Below are 26450 nucleotides of genomic sequence, written 5' to 3' on the forward strand. Positions count from 1 at the left end.
CGGTCATCCGTTCCGCGCCGCGAGCATGAAGCGCGAGGCCTGCTCACCAATGAGGATGGCGGGAGCGTTGGTGGGGCCCGAGGTGATCTCCGGCATGATCGACGCATCCGCCACGCGCAGGCCCTCGAGGCCATGGACGCGCAGCCGTGAGTCCACCACCGCGCGCTCGTCCACGCCCATGCGGCAGGTGCTGGTGGGGTGGAAGAAGCAGGTGGTGGCCTTGCGGATCCACTCCACCGTCGCGGCGCGGCCGCGCGGTCCGGGCATGAGCTCGCGCTTGCGGAAACCATCGAAGGCGCGCGAGGCGCCAATCTCCCGGCACAACTCCACGGCGATGCGCAGGGCCTCGACGTCCGCCTCGTGGCCCAGGTAGTTCATGTCGATGATGGGCCGGGCGAGCGGATCAGCGGAGGTGAGCCGCAGGTGGCCGCGGGAGGCGGGGCGGACCAGGCCGGGGACGAGCGCGTAGCCATTGTCCGGCACGGGGCCGAGCTCGGGGGTGACGAGGGGGAACTCGTGGAGGACGGGCTGGATGTCGGGACGCTGGAGCGCCGCATGCGAGCGCCACCACAGGGTCGCCTCGGCGCCATTGCCCCGGGGCTTGGGGAGCGGGACGCTGCTCTCGTAGTTGATGCCGGCCACCAGGATGTGGTCCTGCAGATCCTGGCCCACGCCTGGCAGATGCCGCACCACGGGGATGCCCAGCGCCTGGAGCTCGTCCGCGGGCCCCACGCCGGACTGCATCAGCATCTTGGGGGAGTTGATGGCCCCGGCGGACAGCACCACCTCGCGCGTGGCGCGCACGCGGCGCACCTTGCCTCCATGGCGGAACTCCACGCCGGTGCACCGGTTGCCCTCGAAGAGCAGCCGCGTCACCTCGGCGTGGGTGAGCACCGTCAGGTTGGGACGGCTCATCGCGGGGAAGAGCAGGCCACGGGCCACGTTGAAGCGCTCGCCATCGGCGATGCACAAGTCGAAGAAACCCGCGCCCTCCATCCGCGCGCCGTTGTAGTCGCGGGTCATGGGCACGCCGGCCTGTTGGGCGCCCTCGATGAAGGCGTGGGCGAGGGGATGGGGGTCGGCCGCCCGGGAGATGCGCAGCGGACCGCCCACGCCGCGGTACTCGTCCTCGCCGCCCGAGTAGTCCTCCAGCTCCTTGAAGATGCGGCGGACCGTCTCGCCATCCCAGCCGGGGTTGCCCAGGGAGGCCCAGTTGTCGAAGTCCTGGCGGTGGCCGCGCACCCAGACGCTGGCGTTGTTGCTGGAGCAGCCGCCCAGCATCTTTCCGCGCGGGCAGGGGATGACCCGATCCGCGGCGTGCCGCTGGGGCACCGTCTGGTAGCTCCAGTCCAGCTCCGTGCCGAGCAGATACTTCCAGCGCGAGGGGATGAACACGTCCGGATTCGTGCCGGAGCCGCCAGCCTCGAGGACCAGCACGTGATTCGCCGGGTCCTCGGACAGCCGGGCGGCCAGCACACAACCCGCCGAACCCGCGCCAATGACGATGAAGTCGTGGGCCTCGCGTGGGCTCTGGCGCAGCCGGCGCTGGTTCTCCCAGGAAGCCAGCGCCTCCTTGACCAGTACCTGGGCGCGCTCCGCTGGGACGCCTGCCTCCTTCGCTGCCTGGAGGAAGCCCTCCCGATCCAGTTCTCCGCTGCGCACCTGGTGGACGAGCAGTCCGAGGGTGCTGTTGCTGATTCTTTCCATGATCTCTCCCGAGGTTCGCGGGGGGAGAGTCAGAGGTCGTTTTCTGTGAGACGTGCCCGGCTGCTCAGCTTCCTGGGCGGTTCCGGGCCAGGAATCACAGGCGGCACGGGTCCTCTCGACCTGTCTTGCAAGGACGCGGGAGCCAAGACAGGGAGCGAGTGGATGATGAGGCAATCAGCGGTGAGGGCATGGGACGAGAGCGAGGCGGACGTCGAGCAAGCCAGGGAGATTCCCGAGCCGTGCACGATGATCCTCTTTGGTGCCTCGGGTGACTTGTCGGGACGCAAGCTCGTCCCGGCGCTCTTCCGGCTCTTCCAGGAGGGGCTGTTGCCCGCGGAGTTCACCCTGGTGGGCACCTCGCTCGTCCCGATGGGACACGAGGCGTTCCGTTCGCGTATGCGGACCGCGGTCGAGCAGGCGCTCGGAGCCGGTGGTGTGGACCCGGCCGCGTGGAACGCGTTCGCCCGGGGGCTCTACTACGTGCCGGTGGATATCTCCTCGGCGGGGGATTACGCGCGGCTGGGCGGGCTGCTGGAGCGGGTGGAGGCGGAGCGCCGGACTCGTGGCAATCGCCTCTTCTACCTCGCGGTGTCGCCCGCGCTCTTTGGTGACGTGGTGGAGCGGCTGGGCGAGTCGGGGCTGGCCAGGTCCGATGCGAGGCGCTGGTCACGCATCGTCGTCGAGAAGCCCTTCGGGACGGATCTCCCCAGCGCGCGGCGGCTCAACACCCGGCTGCGCCAGCACTTCGACGAGTCGCGCATCTACCGGATGGATCATTACCTCGGGAAGGAGATGGTGCAGAACCTGCTGGTGCTCCGGCTCGCCAACGGCATCTTCGAGCCGCTGTGGAACCGGCAGCACATCGACCATGTCCAGGTGACGTGCGCCGAGCCGTTGGGGGTCGAGGGCCGGGGCGGGTACTACGAGCAGGCGGGGGTGGTGCGGGACATGATCCAGAACCATGCCTTCCAGGTGCTCTCGCTCATCGCGATGGAGCCCCCCGCGAGCCTGGAGCCCGAAGCGGTGCGTGACGAGAAGGTCCGGGTGCTGGAGTCGGCACGGCCCTTCACCCCCGAGCGCATCCGCGCCGAGTGCGTGCGCGGGCAGTACGGGCCGGGCCTCATCGCGGGCGCTCCCGTGTGTGGCTACCGTCAGGAGCCGGGTGTCTCGCCCACGTCGGGCGTGGAGACCTACGCGATGCTGACCATGCGCTTCGACAACCCGCGCTGGGCGGGGGTGCCCTTCTACGTGCGCTCCGGCAAGCGGATGAAGGAGCGCCTCACCGAGGTGGTGGTGCAGTTCAAGGAGGGGAGGGAGAACCTCTTCGGCGCGGGACAGCGGGAGCGGATGTCCGCCAACCAGCTCATCATCCGGATCCAACCGCACGAGAGCGTCACGCTGCGCGTGGCGATGAAGGCACCAGGGCGGGCGGTGCGCGTGCGCGACATGGACATGAGCTGCTTCTACGCCGCGTCCCACGAGGGGCCGCCTCCGGAGGCCTACGAGCGGTTGCTGCTGGACGGGATGCTCGGCGTGTCCACGCTCTACACGCGGGAGGACATGGTCGAGCGGGCCTGGGAGCTGGTCACGCCCGTGCTGGACGCCTGGTCCCATACGGGCGCCGAGCCGAACTACGCCGCCGGGTCGTGGGGCCCGGCGGATGCCAGCCGGTTGCTCGAGCGCCATGGGCACGCCTGGAACGGGGCGTGAGCGTGGCGTCGAGCGGCCCGCTCAGCGCTTCCCGGCGCCGTCCTCGCCCTTCTTGTCGGCGGGGACGGTGCGCGCGGGCGTTTCGATCTCCGCCTTGATGAGGCGGAAGTCGACGCGGCGGTTCTTGGCGCGGCCGAGCGCGGTGGCGTTGGTCGCGATGGGCTTGGACTCACCGAAGCCCTTGGCGCGCAGGCGGTGGGACTCGATGCCCTTGGAGACGAGGTAGTCCAGCACGGACTGGGAGCGCCGCTGGGACAGGTTCAGGTTGAGGGTGTCCGAGCCGACGTTGTCGGTGTGACCCTCGATGAGCACCGGCCCCAGCTCGGGGTTGCGGTCGAGCACCACGGCCACCTCGTCGAGCAGCTTGAGGGACTGCTTCTGGATGGTGGCGGAGCCTGTCTCGAAGAGGATGTTGCCCTTGATGCGGATGCGGTCCGACTCGATGACCACGAGCGGCGGGTTGTCGATGGGGCAGCCATCGGCCTCGGGAGGACCGGACTGGTCGGGGCACTTGTCCACGTTGTCGGGCACCTCGTCGCCATCGGTGTCCGGGCAGCCGTCATAGCTCTTGGGGCCGGCCATGAAGGGGCAGAGATCCTGGCCATCCGGTATGCCGTCGCCATCCGAGTCGCCGCAGCCCCCGTCGGCCTTGGAGCCGGCGGAGTTGGGGCACTGGTCCTCGCCATCCGTGACGCCATCGCCGTCGTTGTCCGGATCCGGGCAGCCGTCGTTGTCCCCGAAGCCGTCCAGGTCCTCGGCCTCCATGGGGCACCGGTCGCGCGAGTCGGGCACGCCGTCGCCATCCGAGTCGATGAAGGTCTCGTCGTAGCGCAGGGCGAACATGACGCGCAGCTCCTCGCGGCCGTAGCCGCTGCCGATCGTCACGCCGCGGCCCACGTTCAGCTCGAAGCCCCAGCCCCCGTAGAAATGGGCGCGCACGCCGCCGAGCACTCCCCAGGGCGTCTTGAGGGAGTCCGCCTGGCTGAAGTTGAAGGGCGCCGTGGCGGGCGTGGCCAGGTGCATCTCGGCGATGGCCTGCACGTCGGTGAAGCGGCCCACGTTGGGCAGGTCCACCACGGCGCCGCCGCCGAACGTCACCTCGTTGCCCACGTAAAGGTTGAGGTACTGCCCATGCTGGGGACGCAGACGCATGCCGAGGTTGCCCAGCAAGCGCACCGGACCGAAGGCCCGCTCCACGGCGATCCGGGGGGCGAACAGCACGCTCTGCTCCCCGAGGAAGCTGTTGCCATCCCCGGTGGGCAGGCGCACCTCGGCGGTGAGGGCGACGCCCACGGGGAACTCCTCGGGCAGCAGGAGGAAGACGCGGGGTTGCAGCCTCACGTCGCCGAAGCCGAACTGGCTGACGCCCGCGGCGCCGGGGAAGTCCGGGGCGTTGAGGCTGTCGCGCAGCAGCTGGAAACCATCACCCTGCGTGAGGGTGAAGGGCACGTCCGCGGCGAGCTCCAGCCGGCGGTGCAACTGCCAGGCGAAGAGCGCGTGGACATCCAGCCGGTAGGGGAGGAGGTCCCCCAGCTTCTCGTCGCCCAGCTTGAGGGCGAGGATGCCGCGGTTGTAGTCGAGGAGCAGGGCACCCCGGAAACTGCCAGCGGGCTCGGCTTTGGCGCCCTCGAGGGCGATGCCGCTCCTCTGGGCAGGGGTGGCCTTCAGCGGCACGGCATCGAAGCCGCGCGCGAAAGGATCATGGTCCGCCCGCGCCGCGATACCAGCCAACAGCAGGCACACCACTGCGAGTCGGGTTGCTGCGCTTCGCAAGGACCGCTCCCAGGGAGAGGCCCGGAAATTCGGGCCCTTCAGTGGCTCGGCTCATACCACCCACTCCCGGGGGGCGGAAGAAAACCCCCGCGAGAGTGCCTGCTTGCTACAGCCTGGTGCTACTTCTCCATGAAGGACTGCGCGGGCACCACCTGGATGGCGTCGGCCCGGATGGGCAGGGGCCAGGTGATGATGGCCTTGTCGTCCTCCAGGAGCGCGGGGGCCTTGGGGGAGGCGTAGGTGATGGGCGAGGGCGGCTGCTCCTCGAGGTTCTTCGCGAACTCCTGGGCGTCCTGGGTGACGAAGGCGAAGTTGAGGGCCTCGGGGCGCAACTGCCGGCGGACGGCGGCGTTCACGGACTCGGGGGTCATCTTCGCGAGCGCGGCGCGGTACTCCTCCAGGAAACCGGGCGTGCCGTAGAAGAGCGAGTCGATGGCGTACCCGAGCCGGCGCTGATCCGTCTGTTCCCACAGGCGCGTGTAGCCGAGGAGGAAGCCGCGGCTGAGCTCGAACTTCTCCTGGGGTATGCCCTGTTTCACCAGCCGATCGAGGAAGTAGAGGGCACCGCGGGTGGCGAACACGCCGTTGGCGGGCACCACGGGGCGGATCCACACGGTGAGGGACTGCTGGGTACGCGCGATGTTGGTGCGGTTGTAGGTGGTGCCGGGCTGCTCGATGAAGTGCTCGGCGTAGGCGTAGTCGCCGTAGTTGAGGCCGCGCTTCTCGCGCAGCTCGTTGAAGAGGACGCCGGAGGACTGGCGGTGCTCTCCGAGGTACGAGAGGGCGAGGGACACGGGGAAGAAGTCAGGGTCTCCCCGGCGCAGGGGCGTGACGTAGCCCATGGACACGGCGGTGGAGAGCGTGGGCTTCTGCACCACGAGGGCGCGGCCCCCGGTGGTGGGCACGGGCGGCAGCTCCACGCGCGGGGCGCCGGTGGCCGGCAGCTCGGACAGGCGCGAGACGACGGTTTTCTGGAGCGCCTCGTCCACGGGGCCCGCAAGGCCAATGACGAGCCGGTCCTGTGAGAAGACGCGCGCGGCGTGGGCCTTCACGTCCTCCAGGGTGATGGACTCGAGCCCCTTCTCGGTGCCGCCCACGAAGTGCGCGTAGGGGTGGCCCTGGTAGAGGAGCGAGTCGAGCGCCACCTTGCCGAGCAGCTCGTCGTTCTCGCTGCGCAGCCCGTTGCGGACGTCACTGAGGGTCCGCGCGCGCAGCCGCTCGAACTCCTGGGGCGAGAAGCGCGGCTTGAGCAGCACTTCGGTGAAGATGTCCAGGAAGCGCGGCAGGTGGTCCTTGTGGACGCGGCCAGCGAAGACGGTGAACTCCTTGTCGGTGGAGGAGTTCAGCTCGGCGGCCATCGGGAAGAGGGCCTCGAGCAATTGGGCCGAGGTGAGGCTCTGCGTGCCGCCCTCGGCCAGGAGGTCGGCGGTGAGCGAGGTGAGACCCTCCTTGCCCTTCGGGTCATCCACCGAGCCCGAGTGGAAGACGAGCCGGAAGCTGACGATGGGGCTGGCCGGGTTGGCCTGGACGACGAGCCGCAGGGGCTCGGGGCGCTTCAGAGGCGCGGCGGGCACGGACGTGGGGGCCGCGGGGGCCTGGGGCTCGGCGGGAACCTGCGCCTGCTCGGCCTGGGGTGGAGGCGCCTCGGGAGCGGGAGCGGTCTGGGACGTGGTGGCGCAGCCGCCGAGGCACAGCGCGGCGCAGAGGGCGAGGGAGCGGGACACGAGGGGACGCATCAGTTCTGGCCTCCGGCCTGCTTGGGGGTGAGGGTGAGCTGGGTGCGGTTGGCGGCGGTGAGGTACTTCTTGGCGAAGGTGACGAGATCGCCCGGCTTCACCTCGGAGACCTTCTGGTAGTGGACGCCGAGCGCGTCCGGCGTGCCGAAGATGCCGGCGAAATAGGACAGCTGGGTGGCCACGGACTTGGCGGTCTCCATGCCCATGAGGAGCCCGTAGCGGGTGTTGCTCTTGATGGACTCGACGCGGCTGGCGTCCACCTTGCCGGTGGCGAGCTCCCTCACGGCGGCGTTGAAGGCATCGCGGACGGCGGCACGGTTGCCTTCCTCCTGGAGGACGGCGACGAGACCGAAGAGGTGGGGATCCCGGTGGATGGAGAAGTCGCCGTAGATCTCCTGGGCGAGCTGCTTGTCCAGCACGAGCTCCTTGTAGAGCGGGCTGGTGGGGCCGACGAGGTAGTCGGCGAGGACCGTCTGGATGGCGGCGTTGGCGGTGTCGAGCCGGGAGGCGGGGGTGCGCCAGGCGAAGATGTGGCGCGGCTGGGTGCTCTGGGGCCAGTCGATGTGGACGGAGCGCTCCTTCGTCTGGGGCGGCTCGGCGGGCACGGTGATGGAGGGGCTCTTGCGGTCCCACGGGCCGTAGTGCTTGCGCACCGCCTGCATGAGCGTGTCGTCGTTGAAGTCACCGACGACGACGAGGATGACGTTGTCCGGGGTGTACCAACGCTCGAAGAAGGTGCGGCTGTACTGGTAGGCCTGGGGCATGGCCTTGATGTCGGCATAGTGGCCGATCGTGGTGTGCCCGTAGGTGTGCTTCGTGAAGATGGTGCGGCCGAGCTCCTCCTCGATCTTCAGGTAGGGCTGGGCGGCGCTCTTGTGGTACTCGCCGAGCACGGCGAGCGCCTCGGTCTGGAAGGAGGGCTCGGAGTACTCGAGGTTGCGGAAGCGGTCGGCCTCGATCTCCACCAGCTTCTCCAGGCCGGCGGTGGGGCCGTACGAGTGGTAGACGGTGAGGTCGTCGGAGGTGAAGGCGTTGTCGTCGAAGCCGTAGGTACTGATGACCTTTTCGCGCTCGCCCTCGGGGAAGTTCTTCGTGCCCTTGAACATCATGTGCTCGAAGAAGTGGGCGAAGCCCGTCTTGCCCGGCTCCACCTCGTTGCGCGAGCCCACGCGCACCACGGTCTGGTAGGCGATGAGACCGGGCGAGTTGAAGGGCACGCGGACGACCGTGAGCCCGTTGGGCAGGCGGTCGACCTTCATGGGATAGGGGAAGAAGGGAGAGGCGGCCAGCTCGGCTGCCGCGGCGGGAAGGGCTACTCCCAGCAGGAGGAGCAGGAGGGGGATGAAGCGGCGTTGCATGCGTGTCCTCAGGTCGCTGAAGCACCCACGAGGTGGGGGCCAGGAAACGGCGCAGCCTACCTGCTATTCCCGCGAGCGGGCGGGCGGAGGAGGCCGGCGTTGGAGGACGACAGGACGGGGCGTCAGAAGGATTGACCGGGCGCCGTCAGCGGTTATGGTGGATGGAGCAACGAGGAAGTGAGCGAAGTTGAAGTGCCCGAAGGGGGCGACCTGGTTTCGACGGGGGCATGGAAGTTCGAGACGCGTGCCGAGCTTGTTGGTTCGCTCGTAAAACCAACCGACAAAGACACAAAAGCCAACGACAACGTTGAGCTCGCGCTGGCTGCCTAACTAGCAGTTTCCTGGTGCGCGGTCCTCCTGCTCTCGGCCCGTGGGGTGGGGTAGGACCGTCATAATGCGGGCTGGCCGTCGAGGGTGCCTGGACTCTCGGCGGTGAGATCATCCAGGACCGGCTCACAGAATCCCGTCCGTGGGAGTCTGGGGGACGTAGCAAATCGCGGACTACGCACGTAGGGTCAAAGGACGGAAGGCTTTCGGACGCGGGTTCGATTCCCGCCGCCTCCACTGGAAGTAGCAAGGCCCCGGCCGCCATCAGGCGAGCCGGGGTTTTCTTTTTCCGCCGAAGCCGCCAGCGGCAGCCGTGCGAGCTGGCCGCGTTCGTGGCGCTGCACCTCGAGCTCCTGGCGGGTCGAGCATGAACGCTCGTCAGGGACGGAATGACGGGTCGCCGACTCCAACAGCGTCGAGCATCGGACGCAGAGCGGCGCTCCGGCTCACCGGCGACCTTCCGTTTCTTATGATGAGAAGGAAGGGGCACCGCCCTGAGGTCCCTGGAGGTCGAGCCATCCACACCCCGCTGGCGCTCGCCGCGTTCGACCGGCAGATCGCCGGCTGCACCGCGGAGCCGGCCCTGCGCTCGGTGCTGCGGCGCTCGCTGGGGCCCTCGCGCTACACCGTGGTCCCGGCCATGCACTTCGGCCTCGCCGCGCGCGCCTACCTCCACTTCACCTCGCCCATCCGGCGCTACGCGGACCTCTCCGTCCACCGCGCCCTCAAGCAGTACCTGCGCGGCCGGCGCGACTTCGTGCACGAGGACCCCACCGTCGAGCAGCTCGGGGTGCACCTCAACGAGCGCTCGCGCACCGCCAGCCGCGCCGAGAAGGATCGCCACCGCGTGCTGGATGCGCGGGTGATGGCCTCTCACGTGGGCCGCGAGCTCACCGGACGCATCACCCGCGTGCGGCCCTCCGGCCTGCTCGTCCAGCTCGACGGCATGCTGGTGGAGGCCAACCTCCCCGCGGACTCGCTGCCCGATGGGCCCTACCAGCCCGACCCTCGGGAGACGTCGCTCGTGAGCGCCTCGCGCACCTTCACCATCGGCATGCCCTTGCAGGTGCGCGTGGCCTCCACCGACGAACAGCACGGCCGCGTCGAGCTCGCGCTCGTCGGCTGAGCCACATCGGCCTCAAGGGTGCACGGGGACGTTCGCCACCGGTGGCCTCCGCGCACGGGGCGGCTTTGGCACCCGGCTGCCCCACAGCCGATTCTCGAGACTCAGCAGGTTCGCGGCCAGCACCGAGGCACGCCTGACGGCCTCGCTCGCCTGACGGCTCTCGGGCTTCGTGCGCAGGTGGCCCTCCAACTCCAGGAGGAGCTGTTCGGCCTGTGCGCTCGAGGCCGTCAATTCCTCGAAGACATCCACGAGGCTCCCGTGACCGCCATAGAGGGAGGTCTCGAGGTGGTTCGCGAAGAGGGTGGTGCTGGTCGCCAGGAAGTTGAGCGTCGCGGTGAGGAGGGTCTTGGTTCCCGCGTTCTTCGCCGCCAGCGCGGCGATGAGCCCCACGCCTGTCAGGGCCGCGATGACGGAGCTGACGAGCCGCAGGGTCTTGGCCATCCCCAGGCGCTTGCGCAACTTCGCCAGGTTGGGCTTCACGCGGGTGGTGGCGACACGCAGTCCCTCCATGGCCAATTCGAGCCACATCACGGACGCTGGCGAGTTGGGACCGAGCTTCCTGCCGGGCTTCAGGTCCGGATGATCGCCGAAGCGGGACTGGAGTGCCCGGAGCTGGTCTGGCGCATGACGCCAGACCAGGTTGACCAGCGGATCGAGCCTCAGTGGGCGAGTCATGGGGCCTCCTGAGGGTGATGGCGCGCGAGGGCCCACCGTTGGATTGCGCGCCAGCCGGCGCGGATGAGCCGGCTCGGGATCGCGAAGATCCAGTACACCGTGCGGACAACGAAGCGCACGGGTCTGGGCGCCAAGCAGAGCGCTACGACATAGAGCAGGACCGAGAGTTCGAGGAGGTATCTGAAGGTGAAGCGGAAGCGCGGCTCGGCCGGTGGACGGCTCTTGGAGACGCTGTACACCACGGAGGGCCGGACCGTCACCACCTCGCCCCTGTTCGCGAGGTGGGCCTGGATCAGCACCAGGGTCTTGTCCATGTTCATGAGGTCGACGATCATTGGCTGCGACGGGGAGCCCAGCCGACGAAAGAACTCCGCCAGCGTCGAAGCGTCGAGCGCGTGCTCGAGCTGCGAGGCCAGAGCGAGACTGTTGATCTCATCCCGGTAGCCCGCCACTCCCTTGAGGTGTCCCGTCTCGCAGCCCAGGTTGTACAGAGCGACGTCATACTTCTCCGCCAGCCCGACGAGCTCTTGAATGTCGAACGTGGCGAGCACACCTCCATCCACGCTGTCGATGACGAAGCGGCCGGCCTCCGCATGGCCGATGAGCAACAGGATCTTGCCTCTCGCCTTTTCGAAGAGGGGCTCGATGTTCCGTGTGGCGACGATGTCGAGGTTGTTCCGGGTCGCCCTCTCGAGCTCGGAGAGTGTGCTCTGGTTGGACGTGTCGGATTCATCGAAGAGGGCCGCGACGTAGGTGTCCTCTCGGGAGAAGGGCTTTGACTCCAGGGCACGGAAGTCTGGGAGCTCCCGAGCGCCCTCGGGGAGCTTGACCAGGAGAGAGGGCGAGTACTGCACGGCCTGCTCCGCGTGCATGTCGGGACGCAGGGGATACGTCGGCAACGGGAGCCCATCGGGATCGAGGACGAAGACCTGGACCTCGGGGCGGAGTTGGAGCGCCCTGAGCTCGGGAGCGCTCAGCAGGTGAGGCTCCACCGTGAGCGAAACGGGGCCTTTCAGGGTGTCCACCCTGTTCAGCAGGGATTGAAGCTCCACGGCAGAGCCGATGCGCAGCTCCGTGACCCACGAGGACGCGGGGAGGGCCACCCTTGAGCCCAGACGCTCGGATGGAACGTCGAGGTTGTCGAGCCGGCGCAGTGCTCTCCCGAGGGAGAACGGGCCAAGGAGGGCGTTCGCCTCTCCCATTGGCAGGAGACTGAGCGAGCTCAACAAGAGAAGCACGATGAAGCGCCGGGACGCTCCATGTACCGATGACAGGAACCGGTTCACCCAACGAACGAGTCGCTCGGTGAGCATTGTGACTCCGGCCCACCCCGCCCCTCGCCCGGGGGAGAGGGGAAAGCGGCGCTACTTCGGGCGCACGGTCAGCGCGCCGGTGGACGCGCTGTACGTGATGGAGCCGTACACCGCCCACGCCCCCGTCGTCGGCGTCCAGTAGATGCTGCCTTCGATGGTGCCCTTGCGGAAGTGGCTGTAGCGGCCCACCCGTCCGGCGTCGTCATCTCGTCCGTGATGGGTTTCCATGAAGAGAGCTAGCCCTCGGGCACGAGGGTGATGGTGCCCAGGTCCACCTGCTCCACCTCCTGGGCCGCCACGGTCCGCTGCACGGGTTTGAAGCCGGGAGCGGAGAGCTGGAGTCGCAGCATCTCCTCGCGAGGAAGGATCATGAGGAGGCGGCCCTCGTCATCCGCCAACGGCACGCCATTCACCTGGAAGCCCGTGATGGGTGAGCCATCCGCCCGGAGGATCTCGCCCAGGATGAGGATCTTCCGGTCGAGCACGAGCCGCAGGTCCATCATGCCCGGCGTGACCTGGATGCGGCCGTCCTCTCCTCGGGGGGACGAGAGCTCGTCGTACCCATTCAAGACACTCAGCCTGAACCGTTCGCCCGAGAGCTGACGGAAGACGAAGCGGCCATCGGGGCCCGTGCGGGCACCTCGGAGAGGGCTACCGCACCCTTCCACCTGCACATCCAGGGGTGACTCCAGACGGATGAGCCTGCCCCGGTTTTGTGGCTCTCCCGCAGTTTGCCACCCAGACCTCGAGCTCCTGGCGGGTCGAGCATGAACGCTCGTCAGGGACGGAATGACGGGTCGCCGACTCCAACAGCGTCGAGCATCGGACGCAGAGCGGCGCTCCGGCTCACCGGCGACCTTCCGTTTCTTATGATGAGAAGGAAGGGGCACCGCCTTGAGGTCCCTGGAGGTCGAGCCATCCACACCCGCTCAGAGGTCAAGGGAGCTCTCCCGCCGCTTCGGCAGCCCCGGAGCGAGAAAACACGGTCCCCGAACACCCTCTTCCTGGTGTCCACGGACCTCCGTCGTCAGCTCGAAGGTGGAATCGAGACGCTGGAGCTTGCTCACGCGCGCTATGTCCTCCTGGAGAAGGCCCTGTGCGAGAAGCACTGGCAAGAGGCGGTGCAGGAGCGGTGGGACAGCCTGGGGGAGCTGATCCGCCAGGAGCCCGAGTGTGAGGAGGCCCTGGCCCGCCTCCTCCATCGGGCCAAGGTGGAGCGGTGGCCCGAGACGGAGCCCACACACGCGCGAGTCCAGGAGCTGGAGTTGCTCCGGACCCGGCTGGAAGCACTCACGCGCAGGCGTCTTTGCATGCCAGCGAGGTCGACGGACCGCCTCGGGGAGGTGCTTGCCCGGCTCCATCAGTCGCTGGCGCGGACGCTTGCTCCCCCTGTCTCCTCCGAGGAACTGCTGCTGCATCAAGGCGCTTTCAAGTTGGACACGACGGCGACACTGATGCTCCTGCCGTTGATCTGCTTCTTGCCCATGCTCCTCGTCTTCTGCACGGGCTTCGTCGCGTCAGGGGGTCTGTGGCTCACCCTGAGCCAACTGGTGTGTTCCCTGATGATTCCGTTTCTTCCTTTCGTCTGCCAGATGCTCCAGCGCCATCTTTCCGGGAGGTTCTGGCTCACCCAGAAGCGACTGGTCTGGCAGCCCACGGGGAGAGACGCCATCCACATTCCCCTCCACGCCATCTGCCCTGGCGGCGTCCAGCTCCGATCCACCGGAAGTGTGGAGGTGCGTCTGGTGGATGGGCGCCAGCTCCGCCTCGACTTCATCCGGGGCGCGAAACAGCTCGTTGCCCTGCTGGAGAGGTACGGTCCGGCTTCGCGGCCTGTCGCGTCTCGCGCGGGCACTCGACCGCGTGCTCGCGGCATGCGCCAGGCTCAACGACGCCGTGGAACCTCGTGAGGTTTGTCCGAGGCGGAGGCACCAGGGACGCGATGGCGCCCCGGGGGACGCCCCGCGCGATGAACGGCGCGATGACCGAGTCATCCCGGAGGACGGGAGCGCCTCGCGCGACGGGCGGCGTGGTCACCACCGTGGGGCGCGCGACGACGGGGGTTGTGGGCTCGGGCGGTGAAAACAGCCTGCATCCGCCCGATGACCGATGAGTGGGTTTCAGGTGTCCGCGAGTCCCCATTCCCACGCGCAGTGCGAGCCTGGCTGCGGCGCAGGGGCCACCCCAGCAGGCGTGGTGTTGAGGCGCAAGACAGCCAACCCAGGCCGGGCTCGCCCGGCAGTTGGAGCCGCTGCTCAATTGGCTCGGCTGTCATGGGTGAAGGTGGCAGGCTTCTTGCTGAACGAGGGCCGAACCCCGAGATTGGAAGCTGACGATGCGCCTCCCTGGCCTGTTCCTGACGTTGCTCGCCGCCCTGATGGTGCCCCCTGTTCCCGTCCGTGCGGAGGATGTCTCCGGCCGACCGCAGCGTGGGCGGGCAGACGCGCTGCACGCCGCGGTGGTCCGGGGCGACCACGCCCTGGTGCGGCAACTTCTCCAGGCGGGGGCGGATCCCAACGCGCGGGACGCCCGGGCAAACACGCCGTTGATGCTCGCCACCGACGCGCCCATGGTCGAGTTGCTCGTGGCGGGTGGAGCGGACGCCCGCGTCGAGGACGCCCAGGGGCGTACCCTGGTAGGACGTCTCGCGGCGACAGCCTCGCGTGAGGAGCCCCCTGTCCAACTCCTGCGCGCGGTGGTGCTCGCGGGGGCGGACGTGGACCGGGCCAACCGCGCGGGGGAGACGCCCCTGGAAGTCACGGCCCGACGTGGCGACATCGGACTGGTGCGGGAACTGCTGTCGTTGGGGGCCCGCGTGCCGAGGGCCCTGGAGCGAACGGCGATTCGAGTCGCGTTGCCCATGCCCTCTGGCGCTGGCGTCCGGCTGGCGGAGGAGTGGGGTTGGCACGGGCGTGAGCTCGTCTTCCGCCGGCTGCATGTACGGCTCCTCACGAGCGCGGCCGAGGCCGTGCCGGTGCCGCTGGAGCTGGGGAGCCCGCTGAACGAGGCACTCGCGGACGGGGCGCTCGAGCTTGCCGTGGATGGGCCGGACGGCCAGCCGGCACCGGTGGAGGTGGCCCAGCAGACCGAGTCGGTGATGAGCGTCTCGGATGATGGGCCGCACGTCGAGCTCACCGATTGGAAGACGGGCCGCTCCGCCTGGACGGTCGCGCCCGCGCTCGCTCCCGGACGCTGGCAGCTCATCGGCCTGGAGGCGCTGCCGGCCCCCTTTCCCGCTTTCACGCCCGGTGAGCTCGAAGCGGCGTTCAAGCGCGGGGCGCCGCTGTCCATGGGGGACCGGTCGCGCTGGCTCGCGGTGCTGCGGCGGTCTCCAGAGGCCGCCCAACCGCTCATCCACCGCATGCGCATCCGTCTGCGTCTCGCCTCCGGTGCCCTCAAGACGCTGGAACTCCAGCTCCCCTCCGGCTGCTGAGCCTGGAGGCGGATCTTGATCATCGGGCACATCGGCTGCTGAGGCGTCTTCCCTCCGCTGACCCCCACGACGCAGCTGTTGTCGTAGGTGGACTTCGTCGTGCTCTGGGGACAGGCGGCGGGGGCCGTCGGATTGCCCTGCGCGTCCGCGCCAAAGCGTGTGCCCAGCTGCCAGCGGCGAGTCAGGCCTTCGGTCGAGGTGGATGAGGACCCTGTTCGCCTCAATGGGAGAGCGGCCAGGCCTCCGCTTTGAACCACTCGGGATGATGAAGGGTGACATCCTCGCGGGAGCCAGGCGCGCCTTGGAGCTCGTGCCCAGGGAGCAGGGTGACGTCAGGCCGAGCCACCAGCAGTGCACGAACTTGATTGCGCACGTCAGCCGCGCGCTGGGAGTCCACCGCGACACGCTCCACGTTGTCAGAATGCAGCCATTCCCGGTGAACAACGGCATCGCCGGTGAGGAGCACCGGCCCCCCCGGTAGGGCGAGGAGAGCCATGACGTCCTCCCGCGCATGGCCACCGCCACGCAGCAGCACGACGCTGCCATCTCCGAACAAGTCGAGCGAGGCATCGAAAGGCGGGAGGGCGCGCGTGTCGTGGAAGTCCACTTCGCGCCAACGAGGCGCCGACAGGCCCAGCACCTTGCCGGCCGTTCCCAGCCCACCGATGAAGGTCGCGCCCTCGAAGGACGCGGCGGCGCCAATGTGATCGTCGTGCAGGTGCGAGATGATGACCCATCGGGCGTGGGCTGGCTCCAGTCCGGCCTCTCGCATCTGTGCGTCGAGCGTCCTTCCCTCGCGTCCGCGGCTCTCGAAGAGCCAGCGCATCGGCACAGGCAGAGCGGACTCGCCCTCTCGGGCGACGGACGTGGAGAGCCCGCAGTCGAACACAATGAGCCCTTCTCGCGGATGTTCGAGCACGAAGGCAGGAGCCGGCCGCCATGGGCGGTGCTCACCGACCAGGAGCGCCGACATGCGGTTCATTCCCGTGTTGAAGACGTGGAGCCGAAGACCGGCCACCGCCGCGGGCATCGGATAGGGACCGGGAGGCGGCTGGGCCCCACTCACGATAACGGGACGGTAAGGAAGCAGGACGGCGCCGAGCGTGACGAGCGCACCCGCACTCAGCAGGCCCAGCGCCACGAGACGGCGACGTCGAAGACTCAAGGGCATGGCCTCACAGCGCGGGAGATTGACATGGAAGTGCTCCGGGTGAAACGGGCCAGTCGAGGCGGGTGGCCGTCCGTTCGGAGCCGTGCTCGTGCGAGATGGCCGGGTGCTCGCGCGCGCGGTCAACGAGGTCAATCAGACGAAGGATCCCACCGCCCATGCCGAGCTTCTGGCCATTCGCAATGCCAGCCAGAGCCTGGGGAGCGCCAGCCTGAGCGGCTGTGTCATCTACGCCAGCGGCCATCCCTGTCCGATGTGTCTGGCCGCGATGCACCTGTGCGGTATCCAGGGCGCCTTCTTCGCCTACTCCAACGAGGAGGGCGAAGCCTTCGGTCTCTCCACGGCGCTCATCTACGCGCAGCTGGCGCGCGGGCCTCGAGGTCAGTCCCTCCCCTTGAGGCCTCTGCGCCCGGCAGGCGAGCAGGGTCTGTACGACGAATGGAAGCGCCATCAGCCTGAACGGTGAGGTAGAGCCGTTCAGGTGTCAGGGGCTCGAACCGCTGGCCTGCGCTACCTGGCGGCACCCTGCTTCTTGCGGCGACGCAGGCAGCCGAGGCCGAGGGCGATGGCCACCCAACTCGTGGCGGAGCCGGGGGCCGCCGTGCATCCTTCGCTTTCGGGGGGAAGCCCGGTGGAGGGGATGCTGACCGTGAAGGACGTCGGGGCGGAGGCCGTGCTGGTGTTGCCCTGGGCGTCCACCGCGCTGACGGCCAGCGTGTGACGTCCCGGCGCAAGGGGCTCCGCGAGCATGAAGCTCCAGTTGCCGCCGCCGTCCGCCTGGGTGTTTCCAACGATGGTCCCGTCGATGGTCACGTGCACCGTGCTGAAGGACTCGGCCGTGCCGGAGATGACAGGCGTCTTTGTATTCACCACGGCGCCTGGAGCCGGGGTCACCACCACCGGGGCATCCGGCGCTATCGAGTCCACGCTGAAGAAGTGCGGAGGGGACACGGGACCGGTGTGGCCCGCCGCATCCGTGGCCTGGGCCGTGACGGCGTGCCGCCCCTGGGCCAGCGCGGTACCCGGCGTGAAGCTCCAGGTGCCCGTGTCGTGGGTCGTCGTGCTCCCCACGGACACTCCATCCAGGAAGAGGGTCACCGTGCTGCCGGGCTCGGCCCTCCCGGAGATGATGGGCGTCTGGGTCGTGACCACGGCGTCTTGGGCCGGCGTCATCACGACCGGAGCATCCGGCGCCTCCAGGTCCACACGGAAGGTGTGGGAAGGGGACTGCTGGCTGGTATTGCCGGCCGCATCCGTTGCCTGCGCCGTGAGGGAGTAACTCCCCGTGAGCAGCACGACGTCCAGTGTGAAGCTCCAGCTCCCCGTGGCTGAGGCCACGACGGTCGCCACGACCCGTCCATCCAGGAAGAGGGTCACCGTGCTGCCCGGCTCGGCCGTGCCGGAGACGACGGGGGCCGAGGTGTTCACCACGGCGCCAGGGGCGGGGGTCACCACCACCGGAGCGCCAGGCGCCACGGAGTCCACGGAGAAGGCGTGAAGAGGGGACTCCACACTGCGATTGTCGGCCGGATCCGTTGCCTGGGCCGTGACGGAGTGAATCCCCTGGGCCAACGCGGTTTCCAGAGGGAAGTCCCAGCGACCGCCGTTGTAGGTGGACGCGGTCCCCACCGGCATTCCATCCACGATGAGGGTCACCGTGCTGCCGGATTCGGCCATGCCGGAAACAAGGGGTGTCGCGGTGCTCACCACGGAGTCTGGCGCGGGGACCTGCACCCACGGAGCGTCAGGTGGCCACCGAATCGAAGTAGAAGTCGCGGGAGGGGGCATCCTGGCTGGTATGGCCCGCCGCATCCGTGGCCCGGGCCGTCAGCGTGTGGCGGCCCTGTCCCAGCGCGATGCCCGGTGTGAGGGTCCAGCCTCCATTGGCATCGGTCCGCGTGGTCCCTGCCTCTCTCCCATCCACCAGGAGGGTCACCGTGCTGCCCACCTCGGCCGTGCCAGAGGTGAGAAGTGTATTGACCATTGCGTCCGCGGCCGGCGTCACCACCGTGGGGGGCAGAAAAGGAGTGCCCTGGACGCGGACCACGCGCCCACCGGGAATGGCGTTCGTGACGACCGTGAGGAAGTAGTAGCCCGCCGGGACCTGGGGCAGGGCGCCCGTCACCGAGGTGTCCGACGCGTTCGCCGAGGGCACGCGCCACACGGCACCTCCTTCCACCGCCATCAGGCTGAGCATCGGGAAGTGGGTGGCGGAGCCCTGGGTGTTCCCGCTGCTCGCCTCCGAGACACCGCGGAAGCCGTTGCCGGTCAGGTGCGCGGCCGCTCCGGGTCTCAAGACCGCGGCGTCAGGGGTGGGGCGCCATGCGTCGAGCGCTCCCGTGTCCTCATAGATCTCCGCGCTGGCGTGGACGACGTCGAAGTCCGCCCCCCCAGTGATGAGCACCTTGCCGGAGGGCAACAACGTCAATGCGTGGAACTGCCGGGGATGGTTCATGGACAGGGCGCTGGAAGCCCAGCCGCCTGTTTCCTGCTCGTAGAGCTCGACGTTGGCAATGGCTCCGGCGGCGATGGCGCCGCCAGCAATGAGCACCTGCCCCGTGGGCAGCAATGTCGCCCTGGCGCTGTGGCGGCCCACGTTCAACGTGCCGCTCAGGGTCCAGGTGCCCCCAGCGGGGTCATACACTTCCGTGCGCCGCTCATATCCGGTGCTGTTGGAGGAGCCCGCGGCGACGAGCACCTTGCCCGAGGGCAGCAGGGTCGCCGTGTGGTTGTACTTCGGCACGTTCAGGTTGCTCGTCGAGGCCCAGGTGCCCTTCTCGGGGTCATACAGCTCCGCGGAGGACCTGGCGGCGGGCGCTTCGCCGCCGACGACGAGCACCTTGCCGTCCAGCAGGCGCGTCGCCGTGTGGCTGCGTCGTGCAACGCTCATGGCGCTGGTGGAGCTCCAGAGGCCCGTCTCGGGGTCATAGACCTCGGCCTCTACGAGGGTCAGGGTGCTTCCGTTGCTGCTGCCGCTGCCGCCAGCCACGAGCACCTTTCCATCGCGCAACAGCGTTGCCGGATGGCGAGCCCGGGGCGACTTCATGGAGCCGGTGGGGGTCCAGGTGCCCGTCCCAGGATCAAACACCTCGGCGCTGGCCAGGGCGCCTCCGTTGGCGCCGCCAGCCACGAGCACCTTTCCATCGCGCAACAGCGTTGCCGTATGGCCAGTCCGGGGCAACTTCATGGAGCCGGTGGGGGTCCAGGTGCCCGTCCCAGGATCAAACACCTCGGCGCTGGCCAGGAGGCCGCTTTCGTTTTCGCCGCCAGCCATGAGCACCTTGCCCGAGGGGAGCAGGGTCGCCGTGTGACCGAGGCGGGGCACGGTCAGGGCGCGGGTTGGAGTCCATGTCCCTGCCCTGGGGGCATACAGCTCCGCGCTGCTCTGGCTGTCATTGCCGCTGGAGCCCCCGGCGATGAGCACCTCACCCGAGGGGAGCAGGGTCGCCGTGGCCGAGGCCCGCGAGGTGGTCAGGTCGCCGCTGCTCGCCCAGGTGCCCCCCGCCTCATCATAGAGCTCCATGCGAGTGCCGGGACTGCCCTGTCCTCCCGTGACGAGCACCTTGCCCGAAGGAAGCAGGGTCGCCGTGGCGTTGTCGTGCGCGATGGCCAGTGAGCCCGTGGCGGTCCAGGTTCCAGTTCCAGGGTCATACACCTCCGCGCTGGCCAGGCTGTCATTGCCGTTGGAGCCTCCCGCGACGAGCACCTTGCCCGAAGGCAACAGGGTCGCCGTGTGACGGGTTCGAGGCGAGGTCATCGCGCCCATGGACGTCCAGGTGCCCGTCTCGGGGTCATACACGTCCACGCTGGCCAGGGCGTGCTCGCCGTCCCAGCCACCGGCGACGACCACCCTGCCGGAAGGCATCAGGGTCGCTGTGTGGTTGCTTCGAGGGGACGGCAGCGCGCCCGTGGGCGTCCAGGTGTTCGCCTCCGGGTCATAGACCTCCACGCTGGTCATGGCGCCGTGGCCGTCCCATCCTCCCACGACGAGCACCTTGCCCGAAGGCAGCAGGGTCGCCGTGTGATTGTACCGGGCCGCGTTCAGGTGGCCGTTGATGTGTGGCCAGGCTCCCGTCGCGGGGTCGTAGACCTCCACGCTGCTGGAGACGCTGCTGGAGACGCCGCGGCGGCCTCCAACGATGATCACCTTGCCGGAGGGAAGCAGGGTCACCGTGTGATTGTATCGGGCCTCGACCAGGGAGCCTGCGGAAGCCCACACGCCCGTCGCGACGTCGTACACCTCGAGGCTGCCAAGCGCGTTGCCCTGGACGTCGGCCCCACCCGTGACGAGCACCTTGCCCGTAGGGAGCAGGGTCGACGTGTGCTGGGCGCGGGCCACCGCCATGGGGCGGGTGGACCTGGAGCTCCCCGTCAAGAGTTGCTCTGTCGTTACCGCCTGCGCCAGGGGGCGTTCTTTCAACACTGGCCGCGCGACGTGCTCCTCGGCGGGAGCGGCAGCGGGACTGCAGTGGAGCCACAAGACGCCCAGCAACAGTGGCCAGAACCTGATTCCAATAAAATGAGACAGACGGAAACTGCTGTCGCGCTGCATGTTGAATGCTCCAGGAGAGACGGGGCGCAGGCGGATGCCCGGCCTGCATCCAGACGCGCCAGTCTCAGCCTTTGTTCACCGCTCACCAGCGAACCGGCAGCGAGTCGAACCCACGGAACAGCAGGCTGTTGCACTTGAGGCGCGGCGGCCGCTGCTCGTCGAGCCGGAGGTCCGGCATGCGGCGCAACAGGGTCCGCAGGGCCAGCTCCAGTTCGCGGCGCGCGAGCCCGGCTCCGAGGCACAAGTGGGGCCCGAATGCGAAGGACACATACTTGTTGTTCTGGCGGGTGATGTCGAAGCGGCCGGGGTCGGCGAACACGTCCGGATCCCGGTTGGCGGCGGCGATGCCGAGGAACACCATCTGGCCCTTGCGCAGGGTGCGCCCTCGCAGCTCGAGGTCCTCCGCCACCACGCGGTGCATGAAGGGCACGGCGGGGGTGTAGCGCAGCAGCTCTTCGACGGCCGCCTTGCACAGCTCCGGTTGCTGCTTCAGCTGCTCGAGCTGCTCGGGGTGCGTCAGCAGCTCGTACACGCCGTTGCTGAGCTGGTCGATGGTGGTGACGTGCCCGGCGGTGAGGATGAGGACGGCATTGGACACCAGCTCCTCGGTGCTCATCCGGCCCTGCTCCTCGTAGCGCAACAGCAGGCTGAGCAGATCATCGCCAGGGCACTCGCGGCGCGCATCGATGGCCGCCGTCAGGTAGCGCGAGAGCTGGGCCGAGCCCTCATTGGCCCGGAGCGCGGCGCTCCTCACATCCCCCACCGCGGCGCCAAAGAAGGTGGCAGTGTCGCTGGACCACCGTTGGAAGCGCTCGTGGTCCTCGGCGGGAATGTCGAACAGCTCGGTCATCACGAGCGCGGGCAGGGGTTCGGAGAGCTCCGCGGCCACGTCCATCCGCCGCCGCTTCTGGACGCGGTCAAGCAGCGAATCGATGATGCGCTGGATGGTGGGACGCCACCCGTCGAGCACCTGCGAGGTGAAGCCCGTGTTGGCCTGCCGGCGCAAGCGGGTGTGCTCGGTGCCGTCCTTCATGAGCATCATGCCCTCGGCCACGCGTAGATAATCCTTCACCAGCTCCGGCCCGAGTCCCCCGAGTTGGTGCTCGGCGAAGAGCTGGGTACGGTTGGCGCTCAGACGCGGGTCGCGGAAACACCCGGTGACATCCTCGTGGCGGGTGACGAGCCAGGCCTGGAGTTCCTCCGACCAGTGGACCGGGTCCTCCTCCTGCAGTTGCCGGTACAGGGGCCAGGGATCGCTCAGGGTTTCAGGAGTCAGGATCGCGGGCGTTGCGGACGAAGGCATGGGTCCTCACAAAGGGGTCGGTTCAGACGTTGTCTTTGTGGAAGGCGCGCGATCCTCTTGTGACGGAAGCCCGAGTAAAAAAGGGCGAGGTGAGAAGGAGCGCACGCTCAGTTGCCCGCCCTGCGGCGTGAGTCAGGTGCTGGCCGGGACTTCAGAAGGTCACGCGCGAGTGACGCGGCGAAAGAACCTGCGCAGCGCCCAGCGCCAGAACGCGGACCAGCGCGCGCGACGGCGGCGCGGGTAGGCGGCCGCCGCGGGCAGGCGCAGGTCTACGTCCGTCCACGCACCGACGCGGGAGAGGATGTCGAGGTGCCCGCCGATGCGCTCGGCGCGTTCGTACATGCCGTCCAGCCCCCAATGGCCGGGCCGTCTGGGGGCGTGCTCGGGCATGCCGACGCCGTCGTCGCGGATGCGCAGGCGCAGTTCGCGCGGGTGGTAGCCCAGTTCGATCTCGACGGTGTCCGCACGCGCATGCTGCAGTGCATTGAGCACCGCCTCGCGGCCGATCAGGTAGAGCTCCTCGGCGACACCGGGCAACAGCGGCCTGGGCTTTCCCTCGACGATCAGGCGCATGTCCGGCATCGACTGGACGTGCACCTCGTCGCGCACGTGCAGCAGCGCGCTGCCCAGATCTTGCCAGGACTGCACATCGCCACGCAGGCCGCTCACGCGGTCGCGTCCATCGGCCAGCGCGCGCTCGGCCAGGTCCATGGCCTTCTCCAGGTCCTGCCGCACCGGATCCTCCTCGCGCAGTCTCTGACTGGTCGCGTGCAGCCGAAGGATCAGTCCCTGCGTGCCCTGCAGCAGGGTGTCGTGCAGCTCGCGCGCGATGCGCTCGCGCTCGCCGTAGCGCTCCTGCATGCGCAGGCGGATCTGTTGGGCCAGATGGCGCAGCCGCAGCAGGTAGGCGATCCACACGATCGACAGCACCAGCAGCACGCACAGCAACCGGAACCAGGTGGTCTGGTAGTACAGCGGCGCGATGGTCAGCGTCAGCGAATCCCCAACCTCGTTCCACACGCCGTCGTTGTTGGCGGCCATCATGCGGAAGATGTACGTGCCTGGTCCCGGATCGCTGTAGAAGGCCACGCGCCGCGTGCCCGCGTCCTGCCATGCCTCGTCGTGGCCTTCGAGCCTGTAGCGGAAGCGCACGCGCTCGGGGATGGACAGGCTCAGCGCGGTGTAGGCGATCTGCAGGTTCCGGATGCCCGCGGGCAGTTGCAGCAGGCCGGCACCCACCGCATGGGCCTGCCCGTCCGCGACGACCGATTGGATCCGCACCGGCGGCGGAATCGGGTTGCGCCGGATCGAAGCGGGATCGATCGAAACCAGGCCGCCGGTGGTGGCGAACCACAGCATGCCGTCGCCGGTTTCCACGGCCGTCGGAATGGGCCGGAACTGCGCCGGGATGCCTGGCACGCCGTCGAGGAAATCGAAGCGCTCGTAGGCCGGCCCGCGACCGGACTCGTCGAACAGATGCGCGAGCTGCGCGGACGGCACATGGACGATGCCGCGCGCGCCGTTCAACCACACATCGCCCTCGCGGGTTTCGACGATGCCCGTGATGCCGCGGAACGGACTTTCCTCCGCCGCGTGCACGCTGCGCAGCCGGCCGTTCGCGAACGACGCCAGTCCGCGTTCGCCACCGATCCAGATGCCGTTCGCGCCTTCGACCAGCGCGGTGACATTGCCCACCGCGAGGCCCTGCGCGCTGGCCAGCTCATGGATCGCGCCCTCCTTCATCCGGCTGATCCTGTTGCGGGCGAAGCCCATCCACAGCGTGCCGTCGGACGCGCACAGCAGCGTGAGCGGCGAGGAACCCTCGGGCATGCCTTCCAGCTCCTGGAAGTGCTGCCACCGGCCTTCGGACAGGCGCCACACGCCCGGTGTGTTCAACGACACCCACAACGCACCATCGCGGCTCTTCGCGATCGCCTGGACACCGGAGTAGTTGCCGATCGGCAACGCGGTGATTTCCGAGAGCCGCCCGCCCTGCAGCTTCCACAGCCCGTTCGGCCCACCCAGCCAGATCACGCCGTCCTTGTCGCGATGTGCCGCGGTGATGGGAGGCGCCAGATCGAGGAACGAAAGCCGATGCCCCTGCAGGCGCATGAGCGGGTTGTTGCGGCTGCCTGTCAGCAGCGTGTCCGCATCGCCCGGCACGATGGCGAAGTCCTGCGCGCCATCCGGCAGCAGCGCAGGCACCACGTTCGAGTGGCGGAAGCGGTCCAGTCCGCGGCTGCTGCCGATCCAGAGGTTGCCTTCACGATCCTCCATCAACGGTTGCAAGTAATCGGAGCTGAGCCCGTCGCTCCTCCGGAATGCTTCGAACGCGCTGCCCTGCTGCAGACGGTACAGGCCTTCGCCCAGCGTCGTTGCCCACAGCGCACCGTCGCGGTCGAACAGCAGGCCCGCCGAGGGATGCGCCAGCGCCTGCGTCGCCGGATGCCCGCCATCCAGCGGCAACTGGCGCACGGCGCCGTCGGATTCGGCGATCCAGATGCCACCATCGGGCGCCTGCGCGATCTGGCTGATGCGCCCGGCCGGCGCCGCCACGCTTTCGAACGCGGCAGCGCCCTTGCGCAGGAACGCCACGCCGCGCTCCAGCGCCACCCACAGCGTGCCGGCGCGATCGACGAACACGGTGCGCGCCTGCCGCCCGGGAAACCGCCACTCCGCGCCGAGCCGTTCCCAGCGATCGTTCTTCAGCCTGACCAGGCCGGTGAACGTGGCCGCCCACAGCGTGCCGCCCTGGTCCTGTGCGAAGCGGAACACGGTGCTGGTCGGCAGGCCCTGTGCCTCGCCGTAATGAGTCAGCCGATCGCCTTCGAGGAAGCTCACCGCGCCATAGCGGAAGCCGATCCACAGCCCGCCGCTCTCCGGCGCATACAGCGCCGAGATGCTGGTGGCGGGGAAGGCATTGGAATCCGGCGGGTCGAAGCGCTCGAACTGCACGCCGTCGAAGCGGAACAGGCCGATCTGCGTGGCAAGCCACAGATAACCGTCGCGCGTCTGCGCCAGCGCGGTGATCTGCCCCGGTGCGCCTTCCTTCACCGTCCAGGCGGTGTGATGGAACTGGCCGATGTGGCGCGTGGTGTCCAGCGCATGGGCGGCGTTGCCGAGCGTCAGCAGCAGGAAGCACCCCGCCAGCCAGAGGATCGCGCGCACGCACGCTCCCCTCGCCGAACAGGTTCTGCAGCCTCGCTCGTCCGCCAGTCCGGTCACCACATCCCCTTTGCCAGGAAAACACCCGTATCGGATGGCTTGAAGCTTCTCCAGCTTCCCGCTCAGCCTTGCGGCTCGACGGCCGGTCGCCGGACGAAGTCGACGAACGCGCGGAGTGGGGGCGGCATGTGGCGCCGGCTCGAGTAGTAAAGGAACGGTCCGGGGAAGCGGAGCCACCAGCGCTCCAGAATCGGCCTCAAGGCGCCACTCCCGAAGTGCGGCCGTAACAGGTCCTCGAACAAGTAGAGGATGCCGGTCCCCTCGATGGCGGCAGCCACGAGGAGATCCACTCCATTCCCGAGGTTGCCGGCGAGCGGACCCGTCGGATCGACCTTCAGGGCTTCTCCGTCGCGCTTGAATTCCCATGCGACCAGGGCACCGCTCGCGAAGCGAACGCGCAGACAGGCGTGCTCGAGCAGCTTGCGCGGATGATTCGGGCGCCCGTGCCGTTCGAGGTAGGCGGACGATGCGGCCAGCGCGAAGCGCTGCTCGCGCGGACCAATCGGGACCGCGATCATGTCCTTTTCGAGTGTCTGCTCGTACCGGATGCCTGCGTCGCAGCCCACCGCGAGAATATCCACCGGTTCGTCGTTCGCCGTCACCTCCACCCGGATATGGGGATGGGCGGCGAGAAACGCCGGCAGGATGGAAGGAAGGACGACCCGCGCCGCGACGGTGGGAACGTTCAATCGCAGCGTACCGGCCGGCTGATCGCGAGAGCTCTTCACGACGTCGAGCGCCGAGACGATCTCGGCGAGCGCGGGGCCGAGCCGCTCGAGAAGGCGCGCGCCCGCCTCGGTCGGCGCGACGGTGCGGGTCGTGCGATTGAGCAGTCGAACGCCAACCTCGGCCTCCAGCCTCCGCACGGCTTCGCTCGCGCTTGATGCGCTCGTGCCGCTCGCGCGGCTGGCCTCGCGGAAGCCGCCGGCGCGTGCCACCGCGGCGAAGACTCGAACGTCTTCCAGGTTGATCGCCATTGTTCGCCTTTCCGCACAGCCCGTGCCGGCCAGGCGGTCTTATCGTATAGCCGTTCCAATGCCAAAG

17 protein-coding genes, 1 other RNA gene and 2 pseudogenes are annotated in these 26450 nt (G+C 68.7%); 6 read left to right on the top strand and 14 right to left on the bottom strand.

The features are described 5' to 3' along the window. Positions 1 to 3: 3 nt before the first annotated feature. Positions 4 to 1707: a GMC family oxidoreductase gene (locus tag BO221_RS09685; RefSeq protein ID WP_073560087.1), complete on the bottom strand. Its 1704-nt coding sequence runs from the start codon at positions 1705 to 1707 to the stop codon at positions 4 to 6. A gap of 162 nt (positions 1708 to 1869) precedes the next feature. Between BO221_RS09685 and zwf the strand changes: the two genes are divergently transcribed. Beyond that, positions 1870 to 3417 carry a glucose-6-phosphate dehydrogenase gene (gene zwf, locus BO221_RS09690; protein WP_233165846.1) on the top strand — a complete coding sequence of 516 codons (1548 nt, stop codon included), beginning with the start codon at positions 1870 to 1872 and terminating at the stop codon, positions 3415 to 3417. Positions 3418 to 3438: 21 nt separating this feature from the next. On the opposite strand, the gene BO221_RS09695 is transcribed toward zwf, so the two are convergent. The 3 genes from BO221_RS09695 to BO221_RS09705 all read right to left on the bottom strand — a co-directional run bounded on the left by BO221_RS09695 (position 3439) and on the right by BO221_RS09705 (position 8284). Next, positions 3439 to 5190, bottom strand: coding sequence for an OmpA family protein (locus tag BO221_RS09695; RefSeq protein WP_233165847.1), 1752 nt, complete (start codon positions 5188 to 5190; stop codon positions 3439 to 3441). A gap of 119 nt (positions 5191 to 5309) precedes the next feature. Beyond that, positions 5310 to 6926 carry a pitrilysin family protein gene (locus BO221_RS09700; RefSeq protein WP_073560089.1) on the bottom strand — a complete coding sequence of 539 codons (1617 nt, stop codon included), beginning with the start codon at positions 6924 to 6926 and terminating at the stop codon, positions 5310 to 5312. Continuing rightward, positions 6926 to 8284 carry a pitrilysin family protein gene (locus BO221_RS09705; protein WP_073560090.1) on the bottom strand — a complete coding sequence of 453 codons (1359 nt, stop codon included), beginning with the start codon at positions 8282 to 8284 and terminating at the stop codon, positions 6926 to 6928. The genes BO221_RS09700 and BO221_RS09705 overlap by 1 nt, the downstream gene beginning before the upstream one ends. 201 nt (positions 8285 to 8485) lie before the next feature. On the opposite strand from BO221_RS09705, the gene ssrA reads away from it, so the two are divergent. Further along, positions 8486 to 8851, top strand: a transfer-messenger RNA (tmRNA) gene (ssrA, locus tag BO221_RS09710). A gap of 283 nt (positions 8852 to 9134) precedes the next feature. Further along, positions 9135 to 9737, top strand: a pseudogene (locus BO221_RS09715) (RNB domain-containing ribonuclease); the annotation flags it as partial. Between the two features lie 12 nt (positions 9738 to 9749). On the opposite strand, the gene BO221_RS09720 reads toward BO221_RS09715, so the two are convergent. From BO221_RS09720 to BO221_RS09735, 4 genes are all read right to left on the bottom strand, one after another. After that, positions 9750 to 10412 (bottom strand): hypothetical protein, encoded by a 663-nt coding sequence (locus BO221_RS09720; RefSeq protein ID WP_073560091.1) that lies wholly within the window; start codon positions 10410 to 10412, stop codon positions 9750 to 9752. Continuing rightward, complete coding sequence (locus BO221_RS09725) at positions 10409 to 11515, bottom strand: hypothetical protein (RefSeq protein ID WP_143195349.1); 1107 nt, start codon at positions 11513 to 11515, stop codon at positions 10409 to 10411. Before BO221_RS09725 ends, BO221_RS09720 begins: the two co-directional genes overlap by 4 nt. 261 nt (positions 11516 to 11776) lie before the next feature. After that, complete coding sequence (locus tag BO221_RS52405; RefSeq protein WP_083680883.1) at positions 11777 to 11953, bottom strand: hypothetical protein; 177 nt, start codon at positions 11951 to 11953, stop codon at positions 11777 to 11779. Between the two features lie 8 nt (positions 11954 to 11961). Next, complete coding sequence (locus tag BO221_RS09735; protein WP_143195350.1) at positions 11962 to 12294, bottom strand: hypothetical protein; 333 nt, start codon at positions 12292 to 12294, stop codon at positions 11962 to 11964. A 438-nt stretch (positions 12295 to 12732) separates the two neighbouring features. Here BO221_RS09735 and BO221_RS09740 point away from each other — a divergent pair, with 438 nt between their 5' ends. Both BO221_RS09740 and BO221_RS09745 read left to right on the top strand, forming a co-directional pair. Further along, the gene (locus BO221_RS09740) at positions 12733 to 13635 is read left to right on the top strand and encodes a hypothetical protein (RefSeq protein ID WP_073560094.1); all 903 of its coding nucleotides are present in this window, start codon (positions 12733 to 12735) and stop codon (positions 13633 to 13635) included. A 425-nt stretch (positions 13636 to 14060) separates the two neighbouring features. Beyond that, on the top strand, positions 14061 to 15158 hold the full coding sequence (locus tag BO221_RS09745; protein ID WP_073560095.1) for an ankyrin repeat domain-containing protein: 1098 nt from the start codon (positions 14061 to 14063) through the stop codon (positions 15156 to 15158). A gap of 220 nt (positions 15159 to 15378) precedes the next feature. On the opposite strand, the gene BO221_RS09750 is transcribed toward BO221_RS09745, so the two are convergent. Beyond that, positions 15379 to 16323 (bottom strand): MBL fold metallo-hydrolase, encoded by a 945-nt coding sequence (locus BO221_RS09750; protein WP_158079806.1) that lies wholly within the window; start codon positions 16321 to 16323, stop codon positions 15379 to 15381. Between the two features lie 73 nt (positions 16324 to 16396). On the opposite strand from BO221_RS09750, the pseudogene BO221_RS09755 reads away from it, so the two are divergent. Continuing rightward, positions 16397 to 16792: pseudogene (locus BO221_RS09755) on the top strand (nucleoside deaminase); the annotation flags it as partial. 44 nt (positions 16793 to 16836) lie between these two features. On the opposite strand, the gene BO221_RS09760 reads toward BO221_RS09755, so the two are convergent. From BO221_RS09760 to BO221_RS09780, 5 genes are all read right to left on the bottom strand, one after another. Continuing rightward, positions 16837 to 18138 (bottom strand): Ig-like domain-containing protein, encoded by a 1302-nt coding sequence (locus BO221_RS09760; RefSeq protein WP_143195351.1) that lies wholly within the window; start codon positions 18136 to 18138, stop codon positions 16837 to 16839. Then, entirely contained in the window at positions 18071 to 20671 is a 2601-nt protein-coding gene (locus tag BO221_RS09765; RefSeq protein WP_073560098.1) for a kelch repeat-containing protein, read from the bottom strand. The genes BO221_RS09760 and BO221_RS09765 overlap by 68 nt, the downstream gene beginning before the upstream one ends. A gap of 289 nt (positions 20672 to 20960) precedes the next feature. After that, on the bottom strand, positions 20961 to 22181 hold the full coding sequence (locus BO221_RS09770) for a cytochrome P450 (RefSeq protein WP_073560099.1): 1221 nt from the start codon (positions 22179 to 22181) through the stop codon (positions 20961 to 20963). Between the two features lie 159 nt (positions 22182 to 22340). Continuing rightward, entirely contained in the window at positions 22341 to 25349 is a 3009-nt protein-coding gene (locus tag BO221_RS09775; RefSeq protein ID WP_073560100.1) for a sensor histidine kinase, read from the bottom strand. A 119-nt stretch (positions 25350 to 25468) separates the two neighbouring features. Beyond that, positions 25469 to 26383 carry a LysR family transcriptional regulator gene (locus BO221_RS09780; protein ID WP_073560101.1) on the bottom strand — a complete coding sequence of 305 codons (915 nt, stop codon included), beginning with the start codon at positions 26381 to 26383 and terminating at the stop codon, positions 25469 to 25471. Positions 26384 to 26450: the final 67 nt, after the last annotated feature.

It is taken from the genome of Archangium sp. Cb G35, assembly GCF_001896145.1.
Taxonomy (GTDB): Bacteria; Myxococcota; Myxococcia; order Myxococcales; family Myxococcaceae; genus Archangium; species Archangium violaceum.

Excerpts from the sequence above, each read along its gene's own strand:
- BO221_RS09780 (WP_073560101.1), bottom strand. The coding sequence starts at position 26,383 with ATGGCGATCAACCTGGAAGACGTTCGAGTCTTCGCCGCGGTGGCACGC.
- BO221_RS09760 (WP_143195351.1), bottom strand. The coding sequence starts at position 18,138 with ATGCGGCGGGCCATACCAGCCAGGATGCCCCCTCCCGCGACTTCTACT.
- BO221_RS09685 (WP_073560087.1), bottom strand. The coding sequence starts at position 1,707 with ATGGAAAGAATCAGCAACAGCACCCTCGGACTGCTCGTCCACCAGGTG.
- BO221_RS09700 (WP_073560089.1), bottom strand. The coding sequence starts at position 6,926 with ATGCGTCCCCTCGTGTCCCGCTCCCTCGCCCTCTGCGCCGCGCTGTGC.
- BO221_RS09745 (WP_073560095.1), top strand. The coding sequence starts at position 14,061 with ATGCGCCTCCCTGGCCTGTTCCTGACGTTGCTCGCCGCCCTGATGGTG.
- BO221_RS09770 (WP_073560099.1), bottom strand. The coding sequence starts at position 22,181 with ATGCCTTCGTCCGCAACGCCCGCGATCCTGACTCCTGAAACCCTGAGC.
- BO221_RS09720 (WP_073560091.1), bottom strand. The coding sequence starts at position 10,412 with ATGACTCGCCCACTGAGGCTCGATCCGCTGGTCAACCTGGTCTGGCGT.
- BO221_RS52405 (WP_083680883.1), bottom strand. The coding sequence starts at position 11,953 with ATGGAAACCCATCACGGACGAGATGACGACGCCGGACGGGTGGGCCGC.
- BO221_RS09705 (WP_073560090.1), bottom strand. The coding sequence starts at position 8,284 with ATGCAACGCCGCTTCATCCCCCTCCTGCTCCTCCTGCTGGGAGTAGCC.
- BO221_RS09765 (WP_073560098.1), bottom strand. The coding sequence starts at position 20,671 with ATGGCGGTGGCCCGCGCCCAGCACACGTCGACCCTGCTCCCTACGGGC.
- zwf (WP_233165846.1), top strand. The coding sequence starts at position 1,870 with ATGATGAGGCAATCAGCGGTGAGGGCATGGGACGAGAGCGAGGCGGAC.